Origin of the sequence: Clostridium mediterraneense (genome assembly GCF_900091705.1) — a bacterium.
GTDB classification, from domain to species: domain Bacteria; phylum Bacillota; class Clostridia; order Clostridiales; family Clostridiaceae; genus Sarcina; species Sarcina mediterraneense.
The window spans coordinates 179164-205918 of sequence record NZ_LT594785.1; the positions used below are offsets into that span (position 1 = coordinate 179164).

Genomic DNA, 26755 nt, shown 5'->3' on the forward strand with positions numbered 1-26755 from the left:
AAATGCATTTTCTATTTAAGGAAGCTTTCTATATCTAAAGAACCGTTTCCTACTAAATTATATGGAATATCATTTATTTTTTTTGAACAAAGCTCTAGTCTAGAGCTAACATCTTTAAAGTTATAATCAGGATATTTTTCAAGAAGCAAAGCACAAATACCACAAATATATGCTCCTGAAATAGCAGTTCCTGTATATGTCTTATAGAAATTTTTTAATTTAGGCGGAAATATCTTCATTGAATCTCTTTCAGATATATATGATCTTATAGTATTTCCACACACCATATCTGTACATTTATAGCATATGTTTATTTTTTTATTATTACTACATCCAGAGGAGTACTCATAAGGAGATAAATCACTTTTTAATCCTCCAACAATTATAAGGTTTTTAGCTAGTGCTAAACCAGACATTGAATCTTTTGAATTTTTATTACTTCCACTTGGCATAATTGGAATAACTCCAAGAGCAGTAATCTTTTCAAGTAGAATATCAAAGTACTCTATATGTTTTAAAGGTGTATTAAAGCTTTCAAATGGCATGTAAAGTAGCTTTATATTAGTTTCCTCTATATCATCTAGTATTAACTCTAATGAACGTAGAATATTAGATAAAAATGCTTTACCTGTTCTATCAAACACTTTATATATAGCAAGAGAGCTTTTTTCAGCAACACCTTTATATCTAAATTTAGATTTAGAACCACTACCACATATTAATGTAGAAATTGCAGTTCCATGACCATTATCATCATAAGGATATTTTAGTCCATTTACTAAATCAGTAAATTTAACTATCCTACTTGGTGATAATAAATCAGGGTGTGGAAAAGCTCCACTGTCTATGATGGCTGATATTACATCTCTCCCAGTAAAATTATCTATATTTCTATTATTTACAACACTACTATTTGATTCACTAAGCTCACAAAGGAAGCAATAATCATCTAGGCTTACACTAAGAACCTCAGGATACTCACATAATCTATAGATAGCTCTAGCAGGTAAGGTGGCACAAACTAGTTTTAAGTAAGTAAAACTTAATAAAACTTCACCACGAAGGCTTTTTATTATTTTTTCAGAGTCCTTATGAAATTTTTTAAACTCTATAAGCACTCTATATGAGTCATAGCAACCACTTTTCAAAAAAGGGACTAGATTACTAGATATTTTTTTATTTTTAAAAAACATAAAAAAGACTCCTAAAGTATTTTCATTATAGTATATGAAGCTTCTTTTAATGTGGTGAAAAACTAAACAATTATAAATAAGTTATAATTTAAATTTTATTTAGTTAAATTAAGTTACTTTTTAAACTTAAATAGAAGTATCCCAGCCAACATTAGTATTATTCCAACGTAATTTTTCCAATCAAAACAAAGTTTTGGAGTATCAAATAAACCAAAGCATTCTATAAGAGCTGCAAAAATAAGTTGAGAGAATAAAATTATTAGAATTGAGTAAGTTGGACCAAGTGAGCCAATACCCTTCATAACAGTAAATGTTATAATAACTCCAATAAGTCCACCTAAAAGATAAAGTTTATTAACTGTCTTAATTCTTCCGAAATCTCCATCTTTTAAGAAGAAGTATGCTATTAATGTAAAAACAAAAGCTGTTCCTTGAACAATAAGGTTTGTTTCCCAGAGCCCTATTTTATCTGATACTCTAGTATTAAACACACCTTGAATACTCATTGCAAGTCCTGCAACTATAGAAAAAATAATTCCAAACAAAACAAATCACCTCATGATTATTATGTCTAGATATAAAAAAAATAGCCCTAATTAATGAGCTATTTTAAAATAAGTTTTATTTAAAAATTCTGTTTCTATTTCTTCGAGAGTTAGATTTAGACTAAGTCCTAATGAAAGGAAGTCTTCTAACAATGTTTGATAATGATCAATAGAAGGGAAAGACCTTAAATCATTTATATCAACAAAAAGGTTAGAGAACTGATCGCTTAGACAAGCTTCATTATTTTCTACAAAAACTTCCTTTAGTGAGCAGTAACCCCTATCAAGACCTAATGTAATTAAGTGATTTAAAGTTTTAATATATTTATCTAAAATTATGTTTTTATCAAAGTTAGTTTCTGCATCCTTCCAGTAAACGAAGCAGTTAGTACTATTTGCAAGATCACTAATTTTAATTTGTATTGAAAGATGCATCCTTGCTGTTATTTTATAATCATTTAAATTTTCATCAATTAATAGCTTTTTATTAAGCATTCTTTGATGTGAAAAAAGATTTTCTATATTCATAATTATATAACTCCCCCTAAGTTTTATCCTACCTTACATATTTTATACAAAAAACAAGATAAAGGAAAGTAGTAATGTAAAAATAAATTATAAATACTTATTAATTAGTAGAAATACAAAAACCATCATGAAATAACTTTTATATTTCATGATGGCTTTATTAATATTCTCTAAGGTTATAACTTTTTATTATAGTTTCCTTTTTGCTAGAAACCTTCCAAAGTTCAACTCTATCGATTTTAATTGTTTCACACTCATGACTCCCTTTATTAACAAGAGAGGCTGTAAAATCTTTCTTATAGTCCTTTCCAATAAAGTTTGTTGTACTTAGAGCTATTGAAAGATATTTTCTTTCATCTTTAGCATTAAATCCATGTAGCTTTAACATATCATTTAATGAACGGTGGATTTTACTTATGTATCCTTTGTTTTCTATTTTTAGATTGACATTCTTTGCGTTGTTATCATAAGAAAATATATCGCCTGTAAGTTCAATTTTAAACTTCTTATAAGGTTTAAATATTTTACATAAAACCTCATCCAATTTTTCTAAATCGGGTGACTCTATTGTTTTCAATACAATATGAGATGAAAGTTGATATCTTGGCAATCTATACTTTTTAAGAATATTTTTCTTGATAGGGTCTATTTTTCTATATGATTCATCATCAAATAATGCGACTAAGTAATATTTCATATTTAACCCTCACTTAAATTAAACTTAAATCTACCATTAATATGCTTAGATTATATCATACTAATAAATGATAAAACAAATTAATCTTAATTAAGTAGATATTTACATATCATTTAGTTAATTTTTAATGTATAATATATAAAATTTCATCATGAAAATAGCATAAAACAAAAACTACTTTAAATATTGAACTATTATTGATATAATGATAATCGTGAATATTTATGAAATAAGGAAAATGCCGAAAATATAGGCATTAAATTGATAATTTAGGTAATATAAAACGAATAAAAAAGAAATAAATGGAAAATGTATATATAGGAACTATTTTATAAAATTATAAAGATAGTAAGGGTGAAATGGATGGAAAGATTGATTGTAAAAGGAGGCAACCCTTTAAAAGGTGTTGTTGAAATAAATGGAGCAAAAAATGCAGCTGTTGCTATTTTACCAGCTGCTATTATGGCAAGTGAAGGAAAATGTATTATAGATAATGTACCAGATATCGAAGATGTACGTTGTTTAGAAAGAATAATAAAGAGCTTAGGTTGTGGAGTTGAAAAAGTAGGAAAGAATGCTTTAGAAATTGATGCAACAGATGTAAGTCACACAAGTGCATGTACTGAAGATGTAAGAAGAATGAGAGCATCATATTACTTCATAGGAGCTTTACTTGCTAGATTTAAAGAAGCAAGAGTTGATTTACCAGGGGGGTGTCCAATAGGAGTAAGACCAATAGATCAACATATAAAAGGATTTGAAGCTTTAGGAGCAGATGTTACTATTGAATCAGATTATGTAAAAGTAAAAGCAGAAAAATTAGTTGGAACAAATATATTCTTTGACGTTGTCAGTGTTGGTGCAACTATAAATGTTATGTTAGCTGCAACACTTGCAGAAGGAACAACAACACTTGAAAATGCAGCAAGAGAACCACACGTAGTTGATGTTGCTAACTTCTTAAACTCAATGGGAGCAAACATCAAAGGAGCAGGAACAGATATTATAAGAATCCAAGGCGTTGAAAAACTTGTAGGATGTAATTATAGTGTAGTACCTGACCAAATAGAAGCAGGAACATTTATGATAGCTGCTGCTGCAACAAAAGGTGATGTAACACTTAACAATGTTATTCCAAAGCACTTAGAATCAATTACAGCAAAACTTATTGAAATGGGTGTTAAAGTTGAAGAAGGAGATGACAGTGTTAGAGTTTATGTTGATGGACCTTTACATGGAGTAAATGTTAAAACAACACCATATCCTGGATTCCCAACTGATGTTCAACAACCAATGTCAGCATTATTAACAATAGTTGATGGAAAGAGTACAATTGTTGAAAGCATATGGGAAAATAGACATAAGCATGCAGAAGAACTTAATAAAATGGGTGCTAACATAGAAGTTGAAGGAAGAAAAGCTATAATAACAGGAGTTGAAAAGCTTACAGGAGCTGAAGTAGAAGCAACTGACTTAAGAGCTGGAGCTGCAATGGTTATAGCTGGACTTGTAGCAGAAGGTGAAACTAAGATAGGAAACATTAAACATATTGATAGAGGATACCCTCATATAGAAGATAAGTTTAATAATCTTGGAGCAGATATAAGAAGAGTTTAATATATATAGGTATTTAGGTGGGGGAGATATGATTTTTTGCTCATTGTATAGCGGGAGTAGTGGAAATTGTATTTTAGTTGGTTCAGAGAATACTAAGATATTAGTAGATACAGGACTTGCAGGTAAAAAGATCATAGAAGCTTTAGATAGAATAAAGGAAGACCCTAAAAATATAAAAGGTATATTTGTTACTCATGAACATTTAGACCATATAAAAGGTGTTGGAATAATATCTAGAAAATTTGATATACCGGTATATGCAAATCAAGCTACTTGGGATGCTATGAAAGATAAAGTAGGTAAAATAAAAGAGTCAAATATAAAGGTTATAGAAAAAAGAAGTGTAACAAATATTGAAGATTTGGAAATACAAGCTTTTAATACCCCACATGATGCTATTGCATCCATGGGGTATACAATAAGACATAAAGATAAAGCAGCTAGTATTGTAACCGACATAGGAACAGTTACTGAAGAAATTAAACAAAATATAGTTGATTCACAAATAATTCTTCTAGAAGCTAATCACGATGAAGAGATGCTTAAATTTGGACCATATCCATATGAACTAAAAAGAAGAGTTTTAAGTGAAACAGGGCATTTATGCAATGAAGACTGTGCAAAAGCTATAGTTGATTTAATGAGTGATGGTAGATATAGAAATATAGTTTTAGGACATCTTAGCAATACAAATAATGTTCCAGAACTTGCTTATAAAACAGTTGTTAATATCTTAGATGAAAATGGTTTAGACTATAAAAAAGATTTAAAGCTTACAATAGCTAAAAGACATGAACCAAGTAATTACATAAAAATTTAAAAGAACATATTAGTAGATGAGTCATTAATTATGTACTCATCTATGAGTTTTAGTTAAAAGTTTAACTTAATAAAAGTGTAATTTTGCTAGTGTGTAATTTTTAATCAGATAATGTAAGTTTTAAATTCTAAACTTATTATCAAAAAATTTACTTTAAAATCAATATATTGGTTAATATAAGTATAAATAGTATTCAATTTGTACAAATTTTGAGATTGAAAAGAGAGAATTAAATTATTATAATTTAAGAATAGTATAGATAAAAAGGAGATATAAGAATGAGTTTATATACTGAATGGACAGATATGGTTGTAGATTATGTTAAGACAAAAGGAGAAGATGCTTTCTGGGCTGAATACAGTGATATAGAAACAAGAATCTACAGAGAAATCTTAGCAAAGAACAACGAAGTTAAAAAAGGAACAATAGAATCATTCGCAAAAGAATTCGGAACAACAAAAGAATTTATAATGGGATTCTTAGATGGAATAAACGATAGTTTAGTTAACATGTATGATTTAGATGCTATTGATGAAAAGACAGAAATCGAATTAAATGTAAACTTTGAAGAATTATACTTCAATATGTTAGACGCAAAGGCTGACTACTTATATGAATTACCACAATGGGATGGAATATTCTCAGATGAAAAGAGAGCTGAAATAGCAGTTAGATACAAGAAATCAAAGACAATAGTTAACGAACCTAAGGTTGGAAGAAATGAACCTTGTCCTTGTGGAAGCGGTAAGAAATATAAGAAGTGCTGTGGAAAATAATAAAAAATAGATGAAGATAGGCAACATAATATGTCTATCTTTTCTTTTTGTATTGATAAGGTGATAGTATGATATTTATAATTTTTTCATTAGCTTTCACTATAGGAATAGGATTTAGAGAGATAATTTATAAAGTAGCACATGATGAAGATATAAGATTTACATATCCAATAACTGAAGTGAGTACAGCAATAATTATTACTTTATTATATATAAAGTTTGGAATGGGTGTAAATTTTGTAAAGTTCTCTATATTATTTTCAGTCCTTATAATTTCAGCTATTATAGACTATAAAACTATGTTTGTTTATTTTGAAGTTTCTTTAGTTGGTATAGTTTTTGGAATTATTTTTGGCATCGTCTCTATTATAAATGGAGAAAGTATTCTAAGTGTTTTAATAAGTGTGGGAATACCTCTTGTAATAATAGGATTGATTATGCTACTTAGTCGTAAAATTGATGGAATGGGTAGTGGAGATTTAGAAGTATTTTTATATACAGCTTTATATCTAAAGCCATTACAAAGTGTATTAACATTAATTCTATCAATGATTTTAGGTGGGATTGGAGTACTTATAATTTTTATAGTGAAAAGAAAATTAAAAGACATAGCTTTTGTTCCATATATAACAGGAGGTACGCTTCTTACTGTTTTATTTGGAAATGAGATGTTAGGGTGGTATATAAGTTTATTGTAATGAATTAAGCAGAGGGAAATGGTCAATAAACCTTTTATAAATAAATTAGTACATAAATAATATAGTAAGAGGTAATATGAGAAAATTAGATAAAGAAGCAATTGGAATAACAATAGTTTCAGTAATAATAGCTATTGTTACAGCTGTAATGAATTTTGCTTAAATAAAAAGGGGATAGCTATGAAAAGATTCAGTAAAATGACAATAGCAATATGTTTAGTAAATTTAATAACAGTAATAATAAATATAATTTGCATAGCAGTTATATTTAATAAATAAGGAGAAAAGCATGAATATAACAATAATATCAGTAGGTAAATTAAAAGAGAAATATCTTAAGATGGCAATAGATGAATACTCAAAAAGACTATCAAGATACTGTAAGTTAAACATAATAGAACTTCCTGATGAAAAAACACCAGATAATGCTTCAGAAAAAGAAGAGGAGCAAATAAAAGAAAAAGAAGGAAAGCTTATACTATCAAAAATAAAAGATAATATGTTTGTTGTAGCAATGGATCTTAAACCAAAGCAAATGACATCAGAAGAGTTTTCTGCTTTTATAGATAACTGTGGAGTAACAGGTAACTCAAATATTGCATTTATAGTTGGTGGAAGCCTTGGAATATCAGATGAAGTATTAAAAAGAGCTAATCATAAGATATGTTTCTCAAAGATGACTTTCCCACATCAATTATTTAGAGTTATGCTTTTAGAACAAATATATAGAGCTTTTAGAATAAGTAATAATGAACCATACCATAAGTAAAAGAGGTTTATAGCCTTAAGCATTGATATGACTTGCTTAGGGTTGTTTTTATGCAGGAAAATACAACAATGATTAATTAACAAAATATATTATGATAAAAGAGTGAAATAATTTTAAAGTGATAGACAAATAGTAATTTAGTACACAGTTTTTCATTATTTATATTACTAGAAGAAATAATAGCTTTAACGTAAAAGCAGGAAAGGCATTGCTTAATTTTATTTATATTGATGATTCCGAAAGAGAGGTATTTATATTGTTAATTTTTATTCCAATACAAAGGTTACATATAGAGCATTCTGTCGTACTCAAAAATATTACTGTAAGTTCAAATATTGCTGTAAATGAAAGCGACAATATATTGATAAATAATAAGGAGTATTCAATAAGCTTGCTGAATAAATCCAATGTTTTAGATTTATTCAATGAATCTTTTGCAATATATCATATCGATGAGTTAGATACTTATGGAGATGAAATAAAACTAGTAGAGCAGTTAATAAAACCCGTGGATTATGCACTGGATAGTTTGAGAGTATCTTTGAATAGTTTTACCTTTCATGAACAAGTAATAGGAACACCAGGATTTTATGAGGGAAGTAAAGTAGCAGTAGTATTAAGTGATAATTTTGAATCTTATAAAATTATCAAGGGTAAAGAACTTTACTATGAATTATCAGAAGGAATCGGATGTGATGCTACTGAATTCTATACAGATGAAAATGATATTTTATTATCTTTTAGAGAAGATGAGGTTTATGTTAAGTATAGAAATATTTTACATAGACTTTTTAAGGCAATACAGATTTATGATACAAATACTTGCTTTGCATATTTATTTTCAACAATTGAAGGGTTAGACTGTAGCCCTTCATATAATTTTCAAGCTAAAAAAATACGAATTCTCTCTTACATTGTTGAAAATCAAAATGAATTTGATATCCTTTCGAAACAACTTTATTTTTACTCTAAAACAGTTCGTACTGAGATAATCCATGCAGGGAAATCTTTATATGATATCCTTCCTTGGGAAGAAATATATAATTTACTGGATAATTTATATTTACTTGTTATTAGATTTTGTATGGCTTCAATAAAATCTGGTATAACAACTTTTTCTGAACTAGATGAAAAAATATGTGAAAAGTGTAATGAGTTTTTATACTCTTCTCCAAATAGTGATATAGCTATCAGTGAAATGCCAGTTACTATTTCGGGAAAATGTGACTATTTTGCTGAAGTGAATAATTTAAATATAACTACTTGCTTAAAAATTGGAGAAACATTATTTTTACCAGCTAATAGTAAAAATAGGGTTAAAGAGTTTTATGAAGTGTATGAGCATGGCTTAGGGCTTTGTATGGCAGGTGCTTCAGATGAAAAAGAACTTAAAGTAGATAGTGATTTCCCAAATTATCATTTGTTTTCAAAATTTAATGTAGAGGAAAAATCATTTACTGTATGGGATGTAGATGTAATATTGACAGTTTTATTACGAAATATTAGTATTGATGGTCCTTTTGCAATAATTGAAAATCAGTCTTATTGGGAAAGTCCAACTAATGAGTTTAAATATTCGTTTTACTATGAATTTTCTGATATTGTTTGTAATACTATACAGAAAGCGTTGAATTATTTAATTTTATCAAGTGAAATAAAAAAAGATACTATATTACCATCTAAAGTTGGAATTAATGCTACTGGAATCAGAGTAGCATATATCAATCCTAAAGAGAGTAGCTCAATATACACTCTTCCAGGTCGTGTTTATGGAGAATATATTGAGCCTCATACGCTATTTATTCCATCTTTGACTGATTATTCTGAAACACTCTATAATTGTTTTTTTGGTTCGCGTTCTGATGAGGTATTTTCTATAAACCGTAATGCTTTAAATAGAATAGCAGAAAGTACTTACTTTCAGGATGCTAACCAAACAATTCTTACTATATTTGATGCTATGGATATGCTTTACCCAACTACATATGATGGAAATAAGCTTATCAACCGTATTGCAACATTTTGCTGTAATACACAAACAGAAAAAAATATGTTAGTAAACTATTTAAAAGATTTAAGGAGAAATGTAAGAAATCCACTTTTACATGGTGGTAAATCAATCATTGATTTGCAATTAAATGAAGAGGAGGTTTATAAAATTATAAATAGAATTAAAAGTATTGTTATAAAATATTGTGAAAATACTTATATGTTGGATATACATACTTTTCAAGAGCTGCGTGAGGAAGAAAAAAGTAAAAATAAATTTTTACAAAAGAGTAAAATAGAAAAACCTCAGTTGCTTTAGTACGGAGAACCATATCACAAGTAAGTGATATGGTTTTTTATATTGTGATGAAGTATAATTTATTTATGTAATAAAAAGGTTATAGAGGTGTTATTATGAATGATATAAGAAGTGATTTAGAAAATAAGACAGGAGATTATATAAAAGCTGCTAGTAGAGCTGCGCTAGGATTTATTCCAGTTGTAGGTGGAGCAATTACTGAGTTGGTAGATTTAGTTATAAGTGATCCAGTGAGTAAGAGAAGAGATGAATGGCTAATTAAACTTTACGAGGATTTAAAAATTTTAGAGGATAGAGTAGATTCATTTAATATTGCAAATTTAAAAAATAATGAGCAGTTTATAACGATTGTATTGAATGCAACTCAACTAGCAATTAGAACACATAGTGCTGAAAAATTAGTAGCTTTAAAAAATGTATGTATTAATACAGCTTTAGCAATTAATACAGATGATGATAAACAAGCAATGTTTTTAAAATATATAGATGAACTTTTAGTTATTGATATTAAATTACTTTATCATTTCATGAATCCTAGAAAAAGATGTGAGGAAAGTGGAGTAAATATTAATAGCTACTACATGACTACTCCTTTAAGCATATTTTATGATTGTAATAAAGAAAGTACTATAGATAAAAGTTTAGTTAATATAAGATTAAAAAATCTAATATCTAAGAATTTATTGATTGACTTTACGAATGCATCATGTACTATAGATGGGAGTCTTGCATCTAGGGTTTCTGATATAGGTAGAGAGTTTATGGAGTATATAACAATAAGTGATATTATTAGTAAGAGCTAATTGAAGTTAAAGAAGCATCCTGGGAATGATAGGTAAATATATTACTAGAATTAATAAAATGGGATAATTTTATTAAGTTTATGGTAATGTGTATTTAAAAGTATAAATATAGGGGGAATATTATTAATAATATTGTAAAGTATATTTTATTATTCATATTAACAATATTTATATTCCTAATTGGAATAATTATGAGATCAACTGATTTAATAATAATAGAAATTATTATGAGTGGATTTTTAATAATAGTATTAAATGCATTATTAAAAATATTAATTATTAGTAATAATAATAAAATAATTAATTTTATAAAAAGTATAATAAGTAATATGGCAGGCGTTGTCGCACTTATAACTGTGTATATTACATCATATGGAGTAGGAGTTATGATGATGGCTCTAATATTTATTATTTTGATAGTGCTAATAACATTTATTAATAAATATATTACTGCGGGTATTATTAATTATAAAAGTATAATATATCTATCAGCGATAATAACACTTGTCACCTCATCTTATAAAGGAGGTAAATTATTAGATATTTATATTAGACTTACTGGTGATACAAAGGGAATATTGAGTGGATATTGTAATTATAAGGGGGTAGAGTATTTTACTAAAGTAAATATTAGAAAGTTATGTTATGAAATTTCTATATTATTATATATAATAACAAGAGTTATAAGTATGACAGAAATAAAGGCTTTTAATGGAATAAATGAACAATTAATTTCATCACTTGTAGCAGAAATATTTTTGACATTTGTTGCAATAGATTGTTATATATGTACTTTTAAAAATAATATTATTGAAAAAAATACTCGGGAATGTGAAATGATTAAAGAAAAGTATTTAGAAAAATATAAAGTTGAATATAATAAATATAAGTCTAATACTTATGAGTGATATGGTGAGTTTATCTTTAGGAATGTATGTAAATAGGGATTTAATTCACATAAGTTAGATATAGTCTTAACTATTAATTTAAATAGTTAAGGCTATTTTTATAGTTTTAAAAATTATATTATAAATTTATATTGACTTTAACCTTAGGGTAAAGATTAAGATTAAATTATCAAATCAAATGCGCAGGTGATTAGATGTTTTCAATAGGAATGTTTTCAAAAATTAATAAGGTAACAACAAAGACATTAAGATATTATGAGGATATAGGTTTATTAAAGCCAGAGTATGTAGATGAGGGGACAAAATATAGATATTACACAACAAATCAAATGATTAAGCTACATAAAATAATAACTCTAAAACAGATGGGATTATCTTTAAATGAGATAAAGGAAGTAATAGATGATTCTACTAAAGTTGAAGAAATATTAAAAGCTAAAGAGTTAGAGATATTGGAGTTAATAAGAAAAGAGGAAAATAAACTTTTAAAGCTTCGTAATTATCTTTCTGATTTGAAGGGGGAAGATGAAATGAAAAATATAATAATTAAATCATTACCAGAGGTTAAAGTTGCATCAATGAGAACTGTGATGAAAAGCTACGATGATCTTTTTCATTTATGTCCTAATATAATGGCTAAAGAAATGATGAGATTAGGATGCGTATGTGCAAGTCCAAGCTACTGTTTTAATATTTATTATGATGGTGAATATAAAGAATCTGATATAGATGTAGAGATATGTGAATCTATAACAACATTAAAAGAAGATAGTGATATTTTAAAGTTTAAGGTAATAGATAAAGTTGATGAAGCTGTTTGTATACTTCATAAAGGTCCATATGCTAATTTAGGTAAAAGTTATTCATATGCGTTTAAGTGGATAAAAGAAAATAAATATGAAGTGATAGGAAATCCAAGAGAATCATATATAGATGGTATTTGGAATAAAGAAAGTGAAGAGGACTGGCTAACTGAGATACAAGTACCTGTTAAAGTAAATATATAATTATTAATAGGGTTAAGAAATAATCAATCCTAGAAATCTATGTAATGATAATATGTTAGTTTTAGTAATGGATCTTAAACTAAAGTAAATGATATCAGAAGAGTTTTTTACTTTTATGGATAACTGTAGAATAACAGGTAACTTAAATATTGTATTTATAGTTTGGGGAAGTCTTGGAATATCAGATGAAGTATTAAAAAGAGCTAATCATAAGATATATTTCTCCAAGATAACTTTCCCATTTAATTATTTAGAGTCATGCTTTTAGAATAAGTAATAATGAATAGTACCATAAATAAATGAAAGGTATTGTCTTAGGTATTGGTATAACTTATCTAAGACACTTTTATTAATAAAAATACTTAGTTAATCTGAAAATGGATATTCAGTTTTATTAATTGATGCAGATCCTCAATTTAATAGTACACAAGCGATGTTAGATATATATAAAATGAAAGGCTATGAAGATTTAGAAAGTGAAAAAAATTATTATAATGTAGAAGTATTACCTAATAAAAGGACTATTTATAAACTTTTTACGCTTCAAACTAATATGAAACATATGTATTCTACACCAGAAGCAGATGATTTAATAATTAATTTAAAAGAAAATTTAGATATATTATGTTGAGTTGTATCATAAATAGAATTAAAAAAAGCCTGTTTTTATTTAAAACAGGCTTTTTATTTTAATGTAAAGCTTTTAACTATCTACCATAGTTCCACCATTTACATGAAGAACTTGTCCTGTTACGTAGGAGGAATCATCAGATGCTAAGTAGACATATGTTGGTGCAAGTTCAAAAGGTTGACCAGCACGTTTCATTGGGACATCAGATCCAAAACGAGCTACTTCTTCCTCTGAAAAACTTGATACTATAAGAGGAGTCCAAATAGGACCTGGAGCTACTGCGTTAACTCTTATTCCATTTTTAATGATTGATTGTGAAAGTGATCTTGTAAATGTAACTACAGCACCTTTTGTTGAGGAGTAATCTATAAGATTTTCCTTGCCTTGGTAAGCAGTAACAGATGTAGTATTTACTATTGTACTTCCTCTTTTCATGTATTTTAAAGCTTCTTGTGTAAGATAGAACATTGAGAAAATATTTATTTTAAAGGTTAATTCAAGTTGCTCTTGTAAAATACAGTTTATATTATTTTGAGGGAATTGAACTCCAGCATTATTTATTAAAACATCTATTCCACCTAAATTTTTCACTGTAAATCTAACTAATTTATCACAGAAGTTTTTATTAGAGATATCACCAGGAACTAAGTAGCATTTTCCACCATATTTTTCTACATATTTCTTTGTAGTTTCAGCATCATCATTTTCGTAAAGATAAGATATTACAATATTTGCTCCTTCTTTTGCAAAGGCTATAGAAACTGCTCTACCAATTCCACTATCACCACCAGTAATAAGAACTGATTTTCCTTTTAATTTTCCACTGCCCTTATAATCAGGATTATCAAATATAGGATTAGGAACCATTATTGATTCTATTCCAGGTTGAACTGATTGATGTTGAGGTGGGAATTTCTTTGGTAACTTTTCAAAGTTTATACTATTATGACAATATGGATTCATTATATACTCCTTAGATATTTATAATACTAGTTATTTTATGAAGAAATAATTATATTTGTGATTTTAATAAAGAGAATTTCCACTTTTTCATAATTAAAATCAAGTAGATTTGATGAGATATGTTCAAAATTAGGATTAGTATCTTGTGATGTTATAAAAATACATTATAGAGAGCTTTATAAATTAATAGATGTTCTAAAAAGAATATAATAAACCTCACTTAAAATTGATACGGAGAACCATATCATAAGTAAATAAGGTTTATAGTCTTAGTCATTGAACTCAAATGGTTAGAGCTATTTTTATTATTAAAAATATCATAAACAAGGGAGTATTCATAGATTATGTTATAAAGAGATAAGTAATAATTTTAAGTAAAAGGTAAATAGGAACTTGTTTGATTTCATATTATATTTATAATGTGTATTTAAAGCTATCATATTATTTATAAATGCAGAAACAATACTTTATTCCTGTAGCAAATAAAACTCAGTACAAAAGTACTATAATCCAATTGATGTAAGCCATTTAAAAGTTTCTTGAGCAATTTGAAAAGGATGACTATAGTGTAAAAAATGTGTTCCATCATATGAAATAACCTTATTTTGTTTATGTTGGTTTGTTATATCAAGATGTAATTGCTCCCAATTTTTCACTTGCTTACATGTTTGTTTTGAAAGAAAAAATAAAGTGGGGATTGTATCTGCAAATTTCATATTATAAGCTGATTTAAAATTTTGAGTCATGTTCTGTAATTCATTTAGAATTGTATCGTTAGAATTATTTTGTAAATATAATTGTTTAAAAAGGGCTGCTTCATCATTAGACCAATTTACGCCATCTATGGAAGGTAGAAAACTTGAAGGTTTGTTAGCTATTAGTTTTAACAATCCACTTTTTATTAAAAAGCGAGTTATTTTTATCATAAATATATTTATTTTTTGTGTATTTAAAACATCTATTTGTTTAGGGACGGAAGAATCTATGCCAATAAAAGCTAGTACTTCATTGGGATATTGATTTGAATAATATAACGAATAGATTCCAGAAATGGAGTGTCCCATTAAAATATATTGCTTGTGATGAAATTTTGAAACTATTTCGTGTATTTCATAAACAATGTTTTGAACTGTTCTTTCCTTATTGATACAATCGCTGCATCCATATCCAAAGTTTTCAATAACTAAAACTTTATATTTTTTTGTTAACAGATTAGAAAGTGCTTTAAATTCTAAAATAGGAGATAGTACACCTGCACCATGTAATAGAACAATTAGAATTTCACCCTCCCCAAGTAATTGTGTTGATATTTTGTTTTTACCAATGCTAATAAACTCTCTACCAGTCATATGCTTTCAATCCTTTCTTTTATAATTTTTATTCATACAGTATGTATGTACTATCTAAAAATAAAACTGCCTTAAGGCAATTTTATTGAGAAATCATATTTTTAGTGTTTTCCATGATTATTGTAATTGTTTCACTATCTAAAAGAGGAATACCCATTTTTTCTGTAATTTCTTTAATAAAGAAAAGTTTATCCATATTTTCTTTTATTGATGAGGGGTATATCATTGGTAACGTCCAGAAGTTTGTCAAAAAGGTTATCAGTTGTGAAAGTAGTTTAGGATAATCTGTTTTGATAGAGCCATCTGATATACCTTCTTCAATAATTTCTTGATAAAGAGGTTCAATTATATTTCGATTATTATCAATTAGCTTTTTTAAGAATGTTGGACTTTGAAGAGCTTGTACTGACATAACATTTATTTTATTTCTATCGTTACTTTCTGTTGAAAGTATTAGTATCAGTTTAAGTTTTTCAAGACCAGTTAGATTTGTTTGTTTTCTTACCTTCTCAAAAGGATTGTTATCAAAAAAAAGTTTATCGCCTAACGCATCTAATACTTCTTCTTTTGACTTGAAATGATGATAAAATGCACCACGAGTCATGCCACCCATATTTTTTACAATATCTAAAATAGTGGTTTGCTCATATCCTTTTTTCAAAAAAAGATGAAGTGCTGCATCAAGTATTTTTTGTACGGTTTCTTCAGGATATTTGTTTCTTGGCATAAATACACCTCTTTTCATACATTATGTATGTTTATATTATATCAAATATGTATATTTATGTAAATTGATAAATACATAGTATATGTAATATGAAAATTAAAGATGTACCCAAAGTTTTAGTAGTTTATAACGATTGTACTGAATCTAATTTAATTAGAAATCAGGATATATAGTGCTGAAAATTAGTAGTTTTAAAATAGATAGTATTTGGAATGAAGACAGTTAAGAGGGGGAAGTAAGATATAAATACCTATTAGAGTTAATATGTAATTATTAATCAAAGATAACTTTTTTATATCAGTTATTTAGAGTTATGCTTTTAGAATGAGTAATAATAAACTGTATTATAAGTAAGGGAGTACAGTTTATCAAACATTAAAAAGGTATAGAATTAGATTTAATTCTATACCTTTAATATTATTTATAAATGTTTTATGATTTAAGTAGCAAAGCTTTAAGTTCATCAAAACTAGAAATCTCATAAGTAGGTTTTATTGAAGTTTTATTTATAATCTTATTAGGGTTATACCAACAAGTATCTATACCAAAGTTTATGCCACCTTGTATATCAGAGCTTAAACTATCTCCTACTATTAAAACCTTGCTTTTATCAAAGAAATTTATAGTTTTTAAAGTATGTTCAAAAATATCAGGATTTGGTTTTGACATTAATATTTCTTCAGATATTACTATAGTCTCAAAAAATTTTGCTATAGTAGATTTTCTGATCCTCTTATCTTGAACTAAGGTAAGTCCATTAGTTACTATAGCAAGTCTGTAAGACTTACTTAAAATTTCTATAAGCTCAATACTATTATCATATAAAAATGATGCATCAGCTAAATGCTCCATATATGATTTTGCAAAGTCAGTTTCATCAAAACTTACTCCTAATCTATCTGATAATCTTTTAAATCTTTCTATTTTTAAATTTTCTTGTGTAATAAGTCCTTGTTCAAACTCTTTCCATATAGCTGTATTTATTTCTTGATAAATTTTTAAATGATAATTTTCATCATAGTTTATATTAAATTTAAGCATTGTGTTTTTAAATGCTTCTCTTTCAGATTTTTTGAAATCATATAATGTTTCATCTGCATCAAATAATATAAGCTCATATTTCATAATATATCCTCCAAGTTTTATATAGATAATTTAATTCTTTCTTGATCTTTTTTATATAACATTTCTGCTCTATAGAAAGTTATTTAGTAAAGTTTACCATAATAAGCTTAAATATTTAAGTGTATTTCTATTTATTATGTATAATCTGGATGACTAAATGATTATGAGTAGGTACGATTTTTATTAAGTTTTAATAAAGAATTTCAAATTTAGTTATAGTAATCTGTTGAGTAATTATATATAAGTTATATTTATATTTTATATAATCCCAATTTAATCAGCTAAGAAATAATTTAAGAGATGCAGGGTTATACTATCAAATTATATAGAATAATAGATATGAAAAAATTTGATAGAGCAGACTATTTTAGATACTTTATGAGTGTAGGTAATACTATTGAATTTACAATAAAAATAGATGTAACAACTGATATACAAAAGTGTAATTTAAAATTGAGTGATCTGAGATAGTTCTAAGAAGGAGAAGATATAATGAAAAAAATAGTTGCTACATCAGCAGGTATTGCTGGGCTAATAGGAATATGGTGTTATTATCGTGATAGGAAATATCCTTTGGCAAAAGGTTATTATCTAATGAATAAATTCAGTATACCAGATAAAGTATTAACATTATCGAATGTTAGGCTAGCTAATAGATTATTATCTAAAGAGAGATTGCCAGAAACATCTGATGATATTATTAGAGAAATACGATATATTAAGGCTGAAGATGAAGAAAATATACCTTTAAGTATTTATAAGCCAAAAGATATGAATGAGAATATTCCTTGTATTATTTATTTTCATGGTGGTGGCTTTTTCCTTAAAGATGAGCGATATATGCATAAGTTGGTTTGTGAATATGTTAAGAGAGCAAAATGTATGGCTATATTTGTTCATTATAGAACAGCTGATAAATATCCATTTCCAATACCTTTTAAAGACTGTTGTAATGTAATTCAATATGTATGGAAAAATACTAAGCAACTTAATGTAAATAAAAAGAAAATTGCACTAGGTGGTGATAGTGCTGGTGGAGCATTAGCAGGTGCATGTACATTATGGTGTAGAGATGAAACTGATATAAAATTGTGTTTTCAAATGTTGATTTATCCAGTAATTGATTCACGTATGGAAACTGAAACTATGAAAAAATATGTAGATAGTCCATTATGGAATTCTACTTTAATAAAAAAGATGTGGAAAGTCTATTTAAGAAATGGTATTAAAGAAAAGAAAGAGTATGCAAGTCCAATTTTAGCAGAGGATTTTTCAAAGTTGCCACCTGCATATATAGAGACAGCACAATATGATTGTCTTTATGATGAAGGTATAGATTATGCTAAGTCACTGATATCAGCAGGTGTAAAAGTTCAGCTAGAAGATATAAAAAATGTTTTCCATGGTTATGATATGTTTTTAAATACTGAAATAACAAAGATAATGATTGAAAAACGTGCTAAAGCTCTTTACTCTGCATTTTATGATAAATAGAGTTAGAATAAGTAATAATGAATAGTATCATAAATAAACGAGGATTTTACTAAAGTTAGATATTGATTAGAGATAAATTGTAGATTATTAAGCTATTATCAAAATAATAATACAAGTTATAATATTATTAAATAAATAGAATATACATAGAAAGGCTGGAATAAAGATGATAAGACCAATTGTAAAAGATGTAGTATTCCTAGGACAAAAATCAGAAATTGCAACTAAAGATGATATAGCAGTTGTTGATGACCTAGTAGATACATTAAGAGCAAATTTAGATGAATGTGTTGGTATGGCTGCTAATATGATAGGAGTTAAAAAGCGCATACTAGTATTTTGTATGGGTGATATGATAGTTCCTATGGTGAATCCAGTTATATTAAAGAAGGAAAAAGCTTATGAGACAGAAGAAAGTTGTTTATCTTTAACTGGCTTTAGGAAAACAATGAGATATGAAACAATAGAGGTAGAATATCTTGATAGAAACTTTAAAAAACATAAGCAAGTATTTAGTGGATTTACAGCACAGATTATCCAACATGAAATGGATCATTTCGAAGGTATAATAATCTAAGAGATAAAATTGTTTATAACAAGATTAATTAATAAGCTTTAAGATATAAATAGCTTTCTATGATAATATTTAATTTTCATAGAAAGCTATTTTTTTACTTAAGAATTAGATTCTTCACTATATGCTGAAAGATATTTACCTTCAAATAACTCAACTAATAGTTCTTCAATCATATTCAAATCATCAACTTTTCCATTTTTAATATATTTATTTGTCATTTCAACTAAAGCACCAGAGATAAATGAAATAGCATAATCATTTTTTAAATCTTCAGTAGAAAAAGATAATTTTTCACAGCTCAAAAGAGAGTTTCTTATGCCATTCCCTAAGATTTCAGTTAAATTATTATTCACTAGTATTGTAAAAAGCTCATCATATTGAGCTATGTATTCAATAAATACATGTACTAATTTACGAATTGTAATTATATCTTCATTAATAAAATGATCTGAAAAATCTAGAGCGTATTTTTCATATTCATAATATAGAATATTTTCTTTAGAATCAAACAAGCTATAAAATGTTTGTCTTGATACCATTGCCTCATTACAAAGTTCACTAATACTTATTTTATGAAATGGTTTATCTTTTAATTGTTTCATAAATGCATCAACAATCATTTGCTGTGATTGTAATGCAATTTTATTATTTCCTTTATACATTGACAAAATCTCCTTTTTGTATAAGTTGTTGTTATAACATTGACACTTGTCAAACTTGATGATATTATCATATCAAAATCTGGATGATTGTCAATTAGTGCTAGTTGTAAGTAAATAATAATCTAAAGTTAAAATAGAGTATGGAAGGTATAGTTTTATGAATCAAGTATTTGAAAAGGTTAAAATAGGTAAGATTGTTTTAAATAATAGAATTATTAGATCAGCAGCTCATGAAAGTATGGCTAACGAAAATGGAGAACCAACTGAAGAGTTAATCAAAAAATATGAGCAACTTGCAAAAGGTGAAGTTGGAGCAATAGTTACAGGATTTGTTGGAATTATGCAAAATGGTAAAGTTCCATTTATGAATATGATAGATAGTGATGAAAAGATTGATTCTTTTAAAAAAGTAGCTGATAGAGTTCATAAGTATGATACGCCTATAATATTACAACTTGCACATTGTGGAAGACAGACAAGATCAAAGATGACAGGATATCCAACAGTTGCACCATCTCCAATCAAGGATAAGTTATATAATGAGGATAAGCCTCATGAATTAACGGAAAGTGAGATTGTAGAAATAATAGATAATTTCGTGAAAGGTATAGAAAGAGCTAAAAAAGCAGGATTTGATGGTGTAGAATTACATTTAGCTCATGGATATTTATTATCCTCATTTTTATCACCACATATGAATAAACGTAAGGATAGATGGGGTGGAAATACAGAAAATAGATTTAGAATTGTAAAAGAAATTTTATCTAAAGCAAAAGAAGTAGTGGGAAACTATACAATAATAGCTAAGATAAATGCTTATGAAAAATCAAATGATGGTATGAATATAGATGAAGCTATTAAGATTTCAAAATATCTTGAGGAGACTGGATGTGATGCTATTACTGTATCTTGTGGAATAGCAGAGGATGGCTTCTTTACTCTTAGAGGAGATTTCCCATTTGAAATTATGGAACATGATAATTTTAGAATTAAAAAGATACCAAAGCCTATTAGAAATCTTGCTAAGCCAGTACTTGAAAGAAAATTCAAAAGTCCCACACCTCATAGATTATATAATTTAGATAGTGCAGAAAAAATTAAAAAGCAAGTAAGTATTCCAGTGATTACAGTCGGAGGAATAAGAAAGCTAAGTGAAATAGAAGAAATTATAAAAGGTAATAAGAGTGATCTTGTTGCGATGGCTAAACCCTTTATAATAGAGCCTAATATAGTTAAAAAGTTTAAAGAGGGTAAGCAAACAGAATCTAGATGTATAAACTGTAATTATTGTATTATTGGTATTGAAGAGCGTCCACTTAGATGTTATTATGGAAAATTACCAAAGAATTTATAATTTATATAATAAAATTTAATTTAAGTATTATCAAAACCTCATTTAGAAATAATGAGGTTTTTTATTCTATAAGTATAAAATAATTTTTTAGTAGTCGGTTATAAGCAGAAATATATTATAAATTTATTAAAAGTATATTAAGTAATTTTAGTAATTAACAATAGTTAGTTATATAAGTAATAAAGAGAAATTAGAGAAAAAAGATACTCTTTCTGGAAATTGTATAATAAATATATTAGACTTAAATATAGTTATATTCATTACTAGTCATTTATAAAGATATCTATATTTATAGATTAAATTAGTGAAAAAAATTTAGTACTTTAAATTTAATTTCTTTATAGGGCACTAATTTAATGATAGAAGAGAATAGTTATATATAAATTAGAAAGATATATAGTTTTAAATACAAAAAAAGGAGCATGAAGTTATGAAAGTAGTTAAAAAAGAAGAATATCCAGAAAATAGAGAGTGGAATGTGAAGGTATTTTCTATACCGAAGATACCAAGGGGGGAAGAGGGACAAGCAGTGGTTTTAAAATCTATCTTAGAAGCTATTAAAGAAGGAAAACCTAATCAAACAGTTTTAAAGTTTAAAGGAAGTGATAGTAAAGCTACATTAGAACGTTTATGTATATGGTTAAGGCCTATAGGATTAGTATATAAAAAAGATGGAATTTGGAAGATTTCAGATGAAAGTAAACGTTGGCTAGAGACAGGGGATGATTTATATTTAACAGCTATTTTATGCGCGAATATAAGATTTGTTGGAGAAATTTTATATTTTTTAGAAAAACCTAAAAAAATGCAAGATTTGTATGAAATAGCTATTAATGAATATCATTTAAATTGGAAAACAACATCTGAGATAAATAATAGATTAACTTGGCTTAGACAACTTGGATTAGTAGATTTTCAAGATTATTTATTACAATATTCACTTACAAATAAGGGAAAAGAATTTGTACAAAATATAGATATTATAAGACCAGAGGAGATTACTATTGAAATAGATAGTACAATAAATGAAGAGAATATACCAATATCAGATTGGGCAATAGAAAAGTGTAAAATAGACCAAGAAAATTTAAAATTAAGGAAATCATCTATTGGATATATACCTGGTAATGTATCTAATGCAGTAGAAACTTTTATAGGATATTTACAGCTGATGAGTGAAGAAGTAACACAAGATATAATTCGTGAGTATTCAAAAAATTTATATGGTATATCAGTTTCATCATCAAATATGTTTATTACACTATTAAATAGTATAGAATTTATTGATAGAAAAAGTAGGAGTACTTATAAAATAACTGATTTAGGAGATTTATGGCTAAAGAAAAATAATTTAATTGATTTACTTTGTTGTTTACATATAAAGTTTTTATTTATATTTGAATTACTTAAAGAATTAGAAGAGAAAAGGCTAAGTGCAAAGGAGTTAGCTGTTATAGCAAAAGTATCTTATGGGTTTAATCGTGAAAATATAGATGAAATAAGAAAAAGGATTATCTTATTTAAAGAAGCTCATCTTATAAGAGAAGATGGAGCTGAAAGCTATTCTTTAACAGAACGAGGAAAGAGATTATTAAAATTTATACATCTTCAGGAAAAGGAAGTTAATATATCTAATGAAGATGAAACAAATAAATTAGACTTAACAGAAAAGATTATTAATGAGAAAGTAGATAGTATATTAACGGAAGCTAGATTAGCTTCTAAGGATTCATCAAATCCAAGTAGGTTTGAAAAAGCAATAAGAGAAACATTTGAATTATTAGGATTTAAAGCTGAATGGCTTGGAGGGCCTGGAAAAACAGATATATTATTAGAAACTAAAAATGCAGCTAAATTATCTTATAAAGTTACTGTAGATACTAAATCAACTGCATCTGGAAATGTTACTGAAGGCTTAATTAATTTTGATACATTAATGGAACATAAAAAGTTACATAATGCTGATTATACTGTAGTAGTTGGATATTCATTTCAAGGTGACCGTTTAGTTAAGCGAGCTTTAGAGCATAATGTAGTTCTTATTGATATAAATAATTTAGAAGAGATAATAAGAAATCATATGGAGATTCCTGTTCAAATAAGTATCTATAGAAAAATATTTAGTAAAGCAGGGTTAGTTAATTTAAGTGTTTTAAATGATGAACGTAATAAAATTCAAAGATATGGGTATTTAGTAGAAGCAATAATGAATTGTTTAGCAGAAGAAAGTACAGATTTAGTAACAGAGGGAATATTGCTTGCTAGAGATATTTATCGTTCTATTAGAAATGATGAGAGATTTGATATTAAACCTGATTTAAAGGAAATTGAAGCTATACTTGAATTATTATCATCACCATTAATAGAATGTGTAGGAAAAACTAAGGAAGGGTATTATGCATTAGAATCTTTAAAAGAAGCAGGACGAAAGTTTGAGTTTTATGCTAAAGCATGCTTAAATGAATAGTTAAATTATAAATATTTAAATATATATTATAATATGAACATTAAGTACAGAAAAGTATAATTTTATTATAAATAAAAGGAACTTATATTGTAAAAGTATTATCAAAACCTCATTTAGAAATAATGAGGTTTTTTATTTTGTAAATGTAATAACCTAATAAAATATTACCTGTTAGAGCTATTAATTTACCACTTACTTTTAATCTGTTTACAAGGAAAATCAAGTGAATATAATTGATAATGTGGAGAGTGAAGATATGAAAATACGAATTGAACTTGATGAAAAAATATCAGAGGATGAAGTTATTATTAGATGTAGTGAACTAAGTGAAGAAGTTAAAAATATTCAAAGAGTACTTTCAGATATGCTGTCACAAAAGATGCAAATAACTTTTTATAAGAATAATACAGAGTATTATATTTCTCTAGATGAAATATTATTTTTTGAAACAGATGAATCTAATATAAGTGCACATACTGTGGATAATGTGTATTTAGTAAAATATAAGCTTTATGAGTTAGAAGAAATTTTACCAAAGGATTTTGTAAGAGCTTCTAAATCAACAATAGTAAATATAAATCATATTTATTCAATAACAAGAAATCTTACATCATCAAGTTTAGTTGAATTTCAGAATACCCATAAAAAGGTGTATGTTTCAAGACATTATTATAAGCAATTAAAACTTAAGTTATTAGAAAAGAGGAGATAGTATGAAAAAGGAAAGGATATTTTGGGGTTGCTTATTTATATTATGTGCAATAGCACTAATTGTAGGTAAACTAGGTTATTTTTCAGGTATAAATGCTTTTAGCATAACAGCAACTGTATTTTTAGTAGGAATTATTATAAGAAGCTTATTTAGAATTAGTTTTGCAGGTATTTTATTCCCAATAGCATTTATTTGTATAATTTATGATAAGCAACTAGGTATTACAGATATTACTCCATGGACCGTACTACTTACAGCTTTACTCGGAAGTATTGGTCTTTATATAATATTTTATAAAGAATCAAGATGGTATGGTAGATATACTAAGTGGAATTCTAAAGAAGAAATTATTGATATAGAAGATGATAGTCATATAAGATTTCAAACTTCATTTGCTGAAAGTATAAAATATATAAATACAGATAAGTTTGAACAAGCAGATTTAAAATGCCACTTTGGATCAATGAAGATATATTTTGATAATGCTACTCTTCTTAATGGAAGAGGTATTGTTAGAATGGATGCCTCATTTTCTGGAATAGAATTATATGTACCTAAAACTTGGGGTGTGGATAACAGAGTAAGTGTACATTTAGGTGGTGTAAATGAAAAAAATAAGAACTTAGAAAATTCAGAAAATGTTTTAACGCTTGTTGGAAGAGTTGATTTAGCAGGAGTAGAAATAATATATATTTAATAAATTTAAAGAGCTGTATCGCAAATAGTGATACGGCTTATTTTATATATAAATATAATTAATTATGTAAAGCTATTTTTATTGTGTAATTAAGTATGAGAAAGATTTTATTGTAAGCAGTTTTCTATGAAAGCTTAAACTTATCATAGAAAACTGTTTTTACAGTAAGCTCTTAATCAACGCTCAGCTTTTTCTGCATCTGCTTTAGTTTGATGAACTGTACCGTGTGGATGATGAGGTGGTGCATAAATTGAGTATAATTTAAGAGGTTTAGTACCTGTATTAACTATATTGTGCCACTTACCAGCAGGTATCATAATTGCAAAATCATCAGTTACTTGTCTTTGAAAATTTAAATTATCTTTAGTATTCCCCATTCTAACAAGTCCTTGACCTTCTTCAATACGTATGAATTGATCAGTTGAAGGATGCATTTCTAATCCTATATCACTTCCAACAGGAATACTCATTAAAGTAACTTGTAAGTGATTTCCTGTCCATAAAGTTGTACGGAAAGTATTATTTCGTGTAGTGGCTTCTTCAATATTAACTACAAATGGATTTGGTCCATTATCTTTTAAATCAGTAGATACTTGTCTAAAGCCTGAGTTGTATGTGGTTGTATCAATAAATTGATATGGGTTATACATTTGTGCATTAGCCCAATAAGAATAAGGATCATACATTGGTGTATCAATCCAATAAGGGTATGAATATGCTCTATAAAATTTATACATATTAAAAGTTCCTTTCACGAAGTTCATGATATTATATGAAATATATTTATATAATGTGTTTGCTTTGTAAGAATGGTATATATGAATAATTAAATTTAGTATAAGTTAAAAGAGTAAAAATATATAGATATGACAATAGTAACTTTAAAGTTCCTAATTGTTAGTATTGATGTTAATTGGTAGAATTAAAATAAAAAATGAAAGATGGGGAATTAAAAGTGGTAAAGCATATAAATGAAAAAGAATTTGATTTAGAAGTATTAAAAGAAGGCGGAGTAGTTGTTGTTGATTTTTTTGCAACTTGGTGTGGACCTTGTAAAAAGTTAGAGCCTATTTTAGAAGAGTTGCAAGAAGAGATGGAAAATATAAAGATAGTTAAAATTGATATAGATGAAAATCCTAATGTAGCAGTAGAATATAGAGTTATGAATATACCAACAATAAAGATATTTAAAAAAGGAGAAGAGTTTACTACAAAGGTAGGATTCTTACCTAAAGATTCATTAATATCAATGATTAATAAAATAGTTTAGATATAAAGTATAGTATAAATATAATATTGGGGGATGTTAGAGTGTACAATATAGATGA

General features: G+C 26.9%; 28 protein-coding genes. 18 read left to right on the forward strand and 10 right to left on the reverse strand.

The features are described from left to right. Positions 1–11: 11 nt before the first annotated feature. From BN8917_RS02875 to BN8917_RS02890, 4 genes are all read right to left on the reverse strand, one after another. The gene (locus BN8917_RS02875) at positions 12–1193 is read right to left on the reverse strand and encodes a S8 family serine peptidase (protein ID WP_066870355.1); all 1182 of its coding nucleotides are present in this window, start codon (positions 1191–1193) and stop codon (positions 12–14) included. Positions 1194–1306: 113 nt separating this feature from the next. After that, positions 1307–1738, reverse strand: a complete 432-nt coding sequence (locus BN8917_RS02880; RefSeq protein WP_066870358.1) for a DMT family transporter — start codon at positions 1736–1738, stop codon at positions 1307–1309. Positions 1739–1789: 51 nt separating this feature from the next. Beyond that, on the reverse strand, positions 1790–2266 hold the full coding sequence (locus tag BN8917_RS02885; protein ID WP_066870361.1) for a dUTP diphosphatase: 477 nt from the start codon (positions 2264–2266) through the stop codon (positions 1790–1792). Between the two features lie 160 nt (positions 2267–2426). After that, positions 2427–2963 carry a 2'-5' RNA ligase family protein gene (locus tag BN8917_RS02890; RefSeq protein WP_066870364.1) on the reverse strand — a complete coding sequence of 179 codons (537 nt, stop codon included), beginning with the start codon at positions 2961–2963 and terminating at the stop codon, positions 2427–2429. A 363-nt stretch (positions 2964–3326) separates the two neighbouring features. Here BN8917_RS02890 and BN8917_RS02895 point away from each other — a divergent pair, with 363 nt between their 5' ends. The 11 genes from BN8917_RS02895 (at position 3327) to BN8917_RS02940 (ending at position 13300) form a co-directional block, all read left to right on the forward strand. Then, positions 3327–4580 carry a UDP-N-acetylglucosamine 1-carboxyvinyltransferase gene (locus BN8917_RS02895; RefSeq protein ID WP_066870367.1) on the forward strand — a complete coding sequence of 418 codons (1254 nt, stop codon included), beginning with the start codon at positions 3327–3329 and terminating at the stop codon, positions 4578–4580. Positions 4581–4608: 28 nt separating this feature from the next. Beyond that, complete coding sequence (locus BN8917_RS02900) at positions 4609–5400, forward strand: MBL fold metallo-hydrolase (protein ID WP_066870370.1); 792 nt, start codon at positions 4609–4611, stop codon at positions 5398–5400. A 278-nt stretch (positions 5401–5678) separates the two neighbouring features. After that, positions 5679–6176: an SEC-C metal-binding domain-containing protein gene (locus BN8917_RS02905; RefSeq protein ID WP_066870373.1), complete on the forward strand. Its 498-nt coding sequence runs from the start codon at positions 5679–5681 to the stop codon at positions 6174–6176. Positions 6177–6244: 68 nt separating this feature from the next. Further along, positions 6245–6874, forward strand: coding sequence for a prepilin peptidase (locus tag BN8917_RS02910; RefSeq protein WP_066870376.1), 630 nt, complete (start codon positions 6245–6247; stop codon positions 6872–6874). 289 nt (positions 6875–7163) lie between these two features. Beyond that, complete coding sequence (gene rlmH, locus BN8917_RS02915; protein ID WP_066870380.1) at positions 7164–7643, forward strand: 23S rRNA (pseudouridine(1915)-N(3))-methyltransferase RlmH; 480 nt, start codon at positions 7164–7166, stop codon at positions 7641–7643. A 208-nt stretch (positions 7644–7851) separates the two neighbouring features. Next, positions 7852–9951, forward strand: a complete 2100-nt coding sequence (locus tag BN8917_RS02920) for a hypothetical protein (protein WP_066870383.1) — start codon at positions 7852–7854, stop codon at positions 9949–9951. Positions 9952–10046: 95 nt separating this feature from the next. Next, a complete protein-coding gene (locus tag BN8917_RS02925) occupies positions 10047–10754 on the forward strand; it encodes a hypothetical protein (protein WP_066870386.1) in 708 nt (235 codons plus the stop codon). Positions 10755–10945: 191 nt separating this feature from the next. Further along, entirely contained in the window at positions 10946–11662 is a 717-nt protein-coding gene (locus BN8917_RS02930; RefSeq protein WP_066870389.1) for a hypothetical protein, read from the forward strand. A gap of 194 nt (positions 11663–11856) precedes the next feature. After that, the gene (locus tag BN8917_RS02935) at positions 11857–12669 is read left to right on the forward strand and encodes a MerR family transcriptional regulator (RefSeq protein ID WP_066870392.1); all 813 of its coding nucleotides are present in this window, start codon (positions 11857–11859) and stop codon (positions 12667–12669) included. A 115-nt stretch (positions 12670–12784) separates the two neighbouring features. After that, positions 12785–12937, forward strand: coding sequence for a 23S rRNA (pseudouridine(1915)-N(3))-methyltransferase RlmH (locus tag BN8917_RS14015; RefSeq protein WP_235829974.1), 153 nt, complete (start codon positions 12785–12787; stop codon positions 12935–12937). A 165-nt stretch (positions 12938–13102) separates the two neighbouring features. Further along, a complete protein-coding gene (locus BN8917_RS02940) occupies positions 13103–13300 on the forward strand; it encodes a hypothetical protein (protein ID WP_066870395.1) in 198 nt (65 codons plus the stop codon). Positions 13301–13372: 72 nt separating this feature from the next. Here BN8917_RS02940 and BN8917_RS02945 read toward each other — a convergent pair whose 3' ends face one another. The 4 genes from BN8917_RS02945 to BN8917_RS02960 form a co-directional block, all read right to left on the reverse strand. Further along, entirely contained in the window at positions 13373–14263 is an 891-nt protein-coding gene (locus BN8917_RS02945; protein ID WP_066870398.1) for an SDR family oxidoreductase, read from the reverse strand. A 503-nt stretch (positions 14264–14766) separates the two neighbouring features. After that, positions 14767–15612, reverse strand: coding sequence for an alpha/beta hydrolase (locus BN8917_RS02950; RefSeq protein WP_066870401.1), 846 nt, complete (start codon positions 15610–15612; stop codon positions 14767–14769). An 82-nt stretch (positions 15613–15694) separates the two neighbouring features. Continuing rightward, positions 15695–16339, reverse strand: a complete 645-nt coding sequence (locus BN8917_RS02955) for a TetR/AcrR family transcriptional regulator (protein WP_066870405.1) — start codon at positions 16337–16339, stop codon at positions 15695–15697. Positions 16340–16771: 432 nt separating this feature from the next. Then, positions 16772–17464 carry a YjjG family noncanonical pyrimidine nucleotidase gene (locus BN8917_RS02960; protein WP_066870408.1) on the reverse strand — a complete coding sequence of 231 codons (693 nt, stop codon included), beginning with the start codon at positions 17462–17464 and terminating at the stop codon, positions 16772–16774. A gap of 492 nt (positions 17465–17956) precedes the next feature. On the opposite strand from BN8917_RS02960, the gene BN8917_RS02965 reads away from it, so the two are divergent. Next, the gene (locus BN8917_RS02965; protein ID WP_066870411.1) at positions 17957–18958 is read left to right on the forward strand and encodes an alpha/beta hydrolase; all 1002 of its coding nucleotides are present in this window, start codon (positions 17957–17959) and stop codon (positions 18956–18958) included. Positions 18959–19124: 166 nt separating this feature from the next. After that, positions 19125–19535 (forward strand): peptide deformylase, encoded by a 411-nt coding sequence (locus BN8917_RS02970; protein ID WP_066870414.1) that lies wholly within the window; start codon positions 19125–19127, stop codon positions 19533–19535. Between the two features lie 98 nt (positions 19536–19633). Here the strand turns inward: BN8917_RS02970 and BN8917_RS02975 are convergent, their stop codons facing one another. Continuing rightward, on the reverse strand, positions 19634–20197 hold the full coding sequence (locus tag BN8917_RS02975) for a TetR/AcrR family transcriptional regulator (RefSeq protein ID WP_066870417.1): 564 nt from the start codon (positions 20195–20197) through the stop codon (positions 19634–19636). Between the two features lie 157 nt (positions 20198–20354). Here BN8917_RS02975 and BN8917_RS02980 point away from each other — a divergent pair, with 157 nt between their 5' ends. The 4 genes from BN8917_RS02980 (at position 20355) to BN8917_RS02995 (ending at position 25427) form a co-directional block, all read left to right on the forward strand. Then, on the forward strand, positions 20355–21551 hold the full coding sequence (locus tag BN8917_RS02980; RefSeq protein WP_066870420.1) for an NADH:flavin oxidoreductase: 1197 nt from the start codon (positions 20355–20357) through the stop codon (positions 21549–21551). Positions 21552–21981: 430 nt separating this feature from the next. Continuing rightward, on the forward strand, positions 21982–24018 hold the full coding sequence (locus BN8917_RS02985; protein ID WP_066870423.1) for a hypothetical protein: 2037 nt from the start codon (positions 21982–21984) through the stop codon (positions 24016–24018). A 256-nt stretch (positions 24019–24274) separates the two neighbouring features. Further along, positions 24275–24730: a LytTR family DNA-binding domain-containing protein gene (locus tag BN8917_RS02990; protein WP_066875355.1), complete on the forward strand. Its 456-nt coding sequence runs from the start codon at positions 24275–24277 to the stop codon at positions 24728–24730. A 1-nt stretch (position 24731) separates the two neighbouring features. After that, positions 24732–25427 carry a LiaF transmembrane domain-containing protein gene (locus tag BN8917_RS02995; RefSeq protein ID WP_066870426.1) on the forward strand — a complete coding sequence of 232 codons (696 nt, stop codon included), beginning with the start codon at positions 24732–24734 and terminating at the stop codon, positions 25425–25427. Positions 25428–25603: 176 nt separating this feature from the next. Here the strand turns inward: BN8917_RS02995 and BN8917_RS03000 are convergent, their stop codons facing one another. Further along, complete coding sequence (locus BN8917_RS03000) at positions 25604–26164, reverse strand: cupin domain-containing protein (protein ID WP_084748461.1); 561 nt, start codon at positions 26162–26164, stop codon at positions 25604–25606. Between the two features lie 218 nt (positions 26165–26382). Here BN8917_RS03000 and trxA point away from each other — a divergent pair, with 218 nt between their 5' ends. Then, complete coding sequence (gene trxA, locus BN8917_RS03005) at positions 26383–26697, forward strand: thioredoxin (RefSeq protein WP_066870431.1); 315 nt, start codon at positions 26383–26385, stop codon at positions 26695–26697. Positions 26698–26755 lie beyond the last annotated feature (58 nt).

Excerpts from the sequence above, each read along its gene's own strand:
- BN8917_RS02875 (WP_066870355.1), bottom strand. The coding sequence starts at position 1,193 with ATGTTTTTTAAAAATAAAAAAATATCTAGTAATCTAGTCCCTTTTTTG.
- BN8917_RS02885 (WP_066870361.1), bottom strand. The coding sequence starts at position 2,266 with ATGAATATAGAAAATCTTTTTTCACATCAAAGAATGCTTAATAAAAAG.
- BN8917_RS02890 (WP_066870364.1), bottom strand. The coding sequence starts at position 2,963 with ATGAAATATTACTTAGTCGCATTATTTGATGATGAATCATATAGAAAA.
- BN8917_RS02895 (WP_066870367.1), top strand. The coding sequence starts at position 3,327 with ATGGAAAGATTGATTGTAAAAGGAGGCAACCCTTTAAAAGGTGTTGTT.
- BN8917_RS02900 (WP_066870370.1), top strand. The coding sequence starts at position 4,609 with ATGATTTTTTGCTCATTGTATAGCGGGAGTAGTGGAAATTGTATTTTA.
- BN8917_RS02905 (WP_066870373.1), top strand. The coding sequence starts at position 5,679 with ATGAGTTTATATACTGAATGGACAGATATGGTTGTAGATTATGTTAAG.
- BN8917_RS02910 (WP_066870376.1), top strand. The coding sequence starts at position 6,245 with ATGATATTTATAATTTTTTCATTAGCTTTCACTATAGGAATAGGATTT.
- rlmH (WP_066870380.1), top strand. The coding sequence starts at position 7,164 with ATGAATATAACAATAATATCAGTAGGTAAATTAAAAGAGAAATATCTT.
- BN8917_RS02925 (WP_066870386.1), top strand. The coding sequence starts at position 10,047 with ATGAATGATATAAGAAGTGATTTAGAAAATAAGACAGGAGATTATATA.
- BN8917_RS02930 (WP_066870389.1), top strand. The coding sequence starts at position 10,946 with ATGAGATCAACTGATTTAATAATAATAGAAATTATTATGAGTGGATTT.
- BN8917_RS02935 (WP_066870392.1), top strand. The coding sequence starts at position 11,857 with ATGTTTTCAATAGGAATGTTTTCAAAAATTAATAAGGTAACAACAAAG.
- BN8917_RS14015 (WP_235829974.1), top strand. The coding sequence starts at position 12,785 with ATGGATAACTGTAGAATAACAGGTAACTTAAATATTGTATTTATAGTT.
- BN8917_RS02940 (WP_066870395.1), top strand. The coding sequence starts at position 13,103 with ATGTTAGATATATATAAAATGAAAGGCTATGAAGATTTAGAAAGTGAA.
- BN8917_RS02945 (WP_066870398.1), bottom strand. The coding sequence starts at position 14,263 with ATGAATCCATATTGTCATAATAGTATAAACTTTGAAAAGTTACCAAAG.
- BN8917_RS02950 (WP_066870401.1), bottom strand. The coding sequence starts at position 15,612 with ATGACTGGTAGAGAGTTTATTAGCATTGGTAAAAACAAAATATCAACA.
- BN8917_RS02955 (WP_066870405.1), bottom strand. The coding sequence starts at position 16,339 with ATGCCAAGAAACAAATATCCTGAAGAAACCGTACAAAAAATACTTGAT.
- BN8917_RS02960 (WP_066870408.1), bottom strand. The coding sequence starts at position 17,464 with ATGAAATATGAGCTTATATTATTTGATGCAGATGAAACATTATATGAT.
- BN8917_RS02965 (WP_066870411.1), top strand. The coding sequence starts at position 17,957 with ATGAAAAAAATAGTTGCTACATCAGCAGGTATTGCTGGGCTAATAGGA.
- BN8917_RS02970 (WP_066870414.1), top strand. The coding sequence starts at position 19,125 with ATGATAAGACCAATTGTAAAAGATGTAGTATTCCTAGGACAAAAATCA.
- BN8917_RS02975 (WP_066870417.1), bottom strand. The coding sequence starts at position 20,197 with ATGTATAAAGGAAATAATAAAATTGCATTACAATCACAGCAAATGATT.
- BN8917_RS02980 (WP_066870420.1), top strand. The coding sequence starts at position 20,355 with ATGAATCAAGTATTTGAAAAGGTTAAAATAGGTAAGATTGTTTTAAAT.
- BN8917_RS02985 (WP_066870423.1), top strand. The coding sequence starts at position 21,982 with ATGAAAGTAGTTAAAAAAGAAGAATATCCAGAAAATAGAGAGTGGAAT.
- BN8917_RS02990 (WP_066875355.1), top strand. The coding sequence starts at position 24,275 with ATGAAAATACGAATTGAACTTGATGAAAAAATATCAGAGGATGAAGTT.
- BN8917_RS02995 (WP_066870426.1), top strand. The coding sequence starts at position 24,732 with ATGAAAAAGGAAAGGATATTTTGGGGTTGCTTATTTATATTATGTGCA.
- BN8917_RS03000 (WP_084748461.1), bottom strand. The coding sequence starts at position 26,164 with ATGTATAAATTTTATAGAGCATATTCATACCCTTATTGGATTGATACA.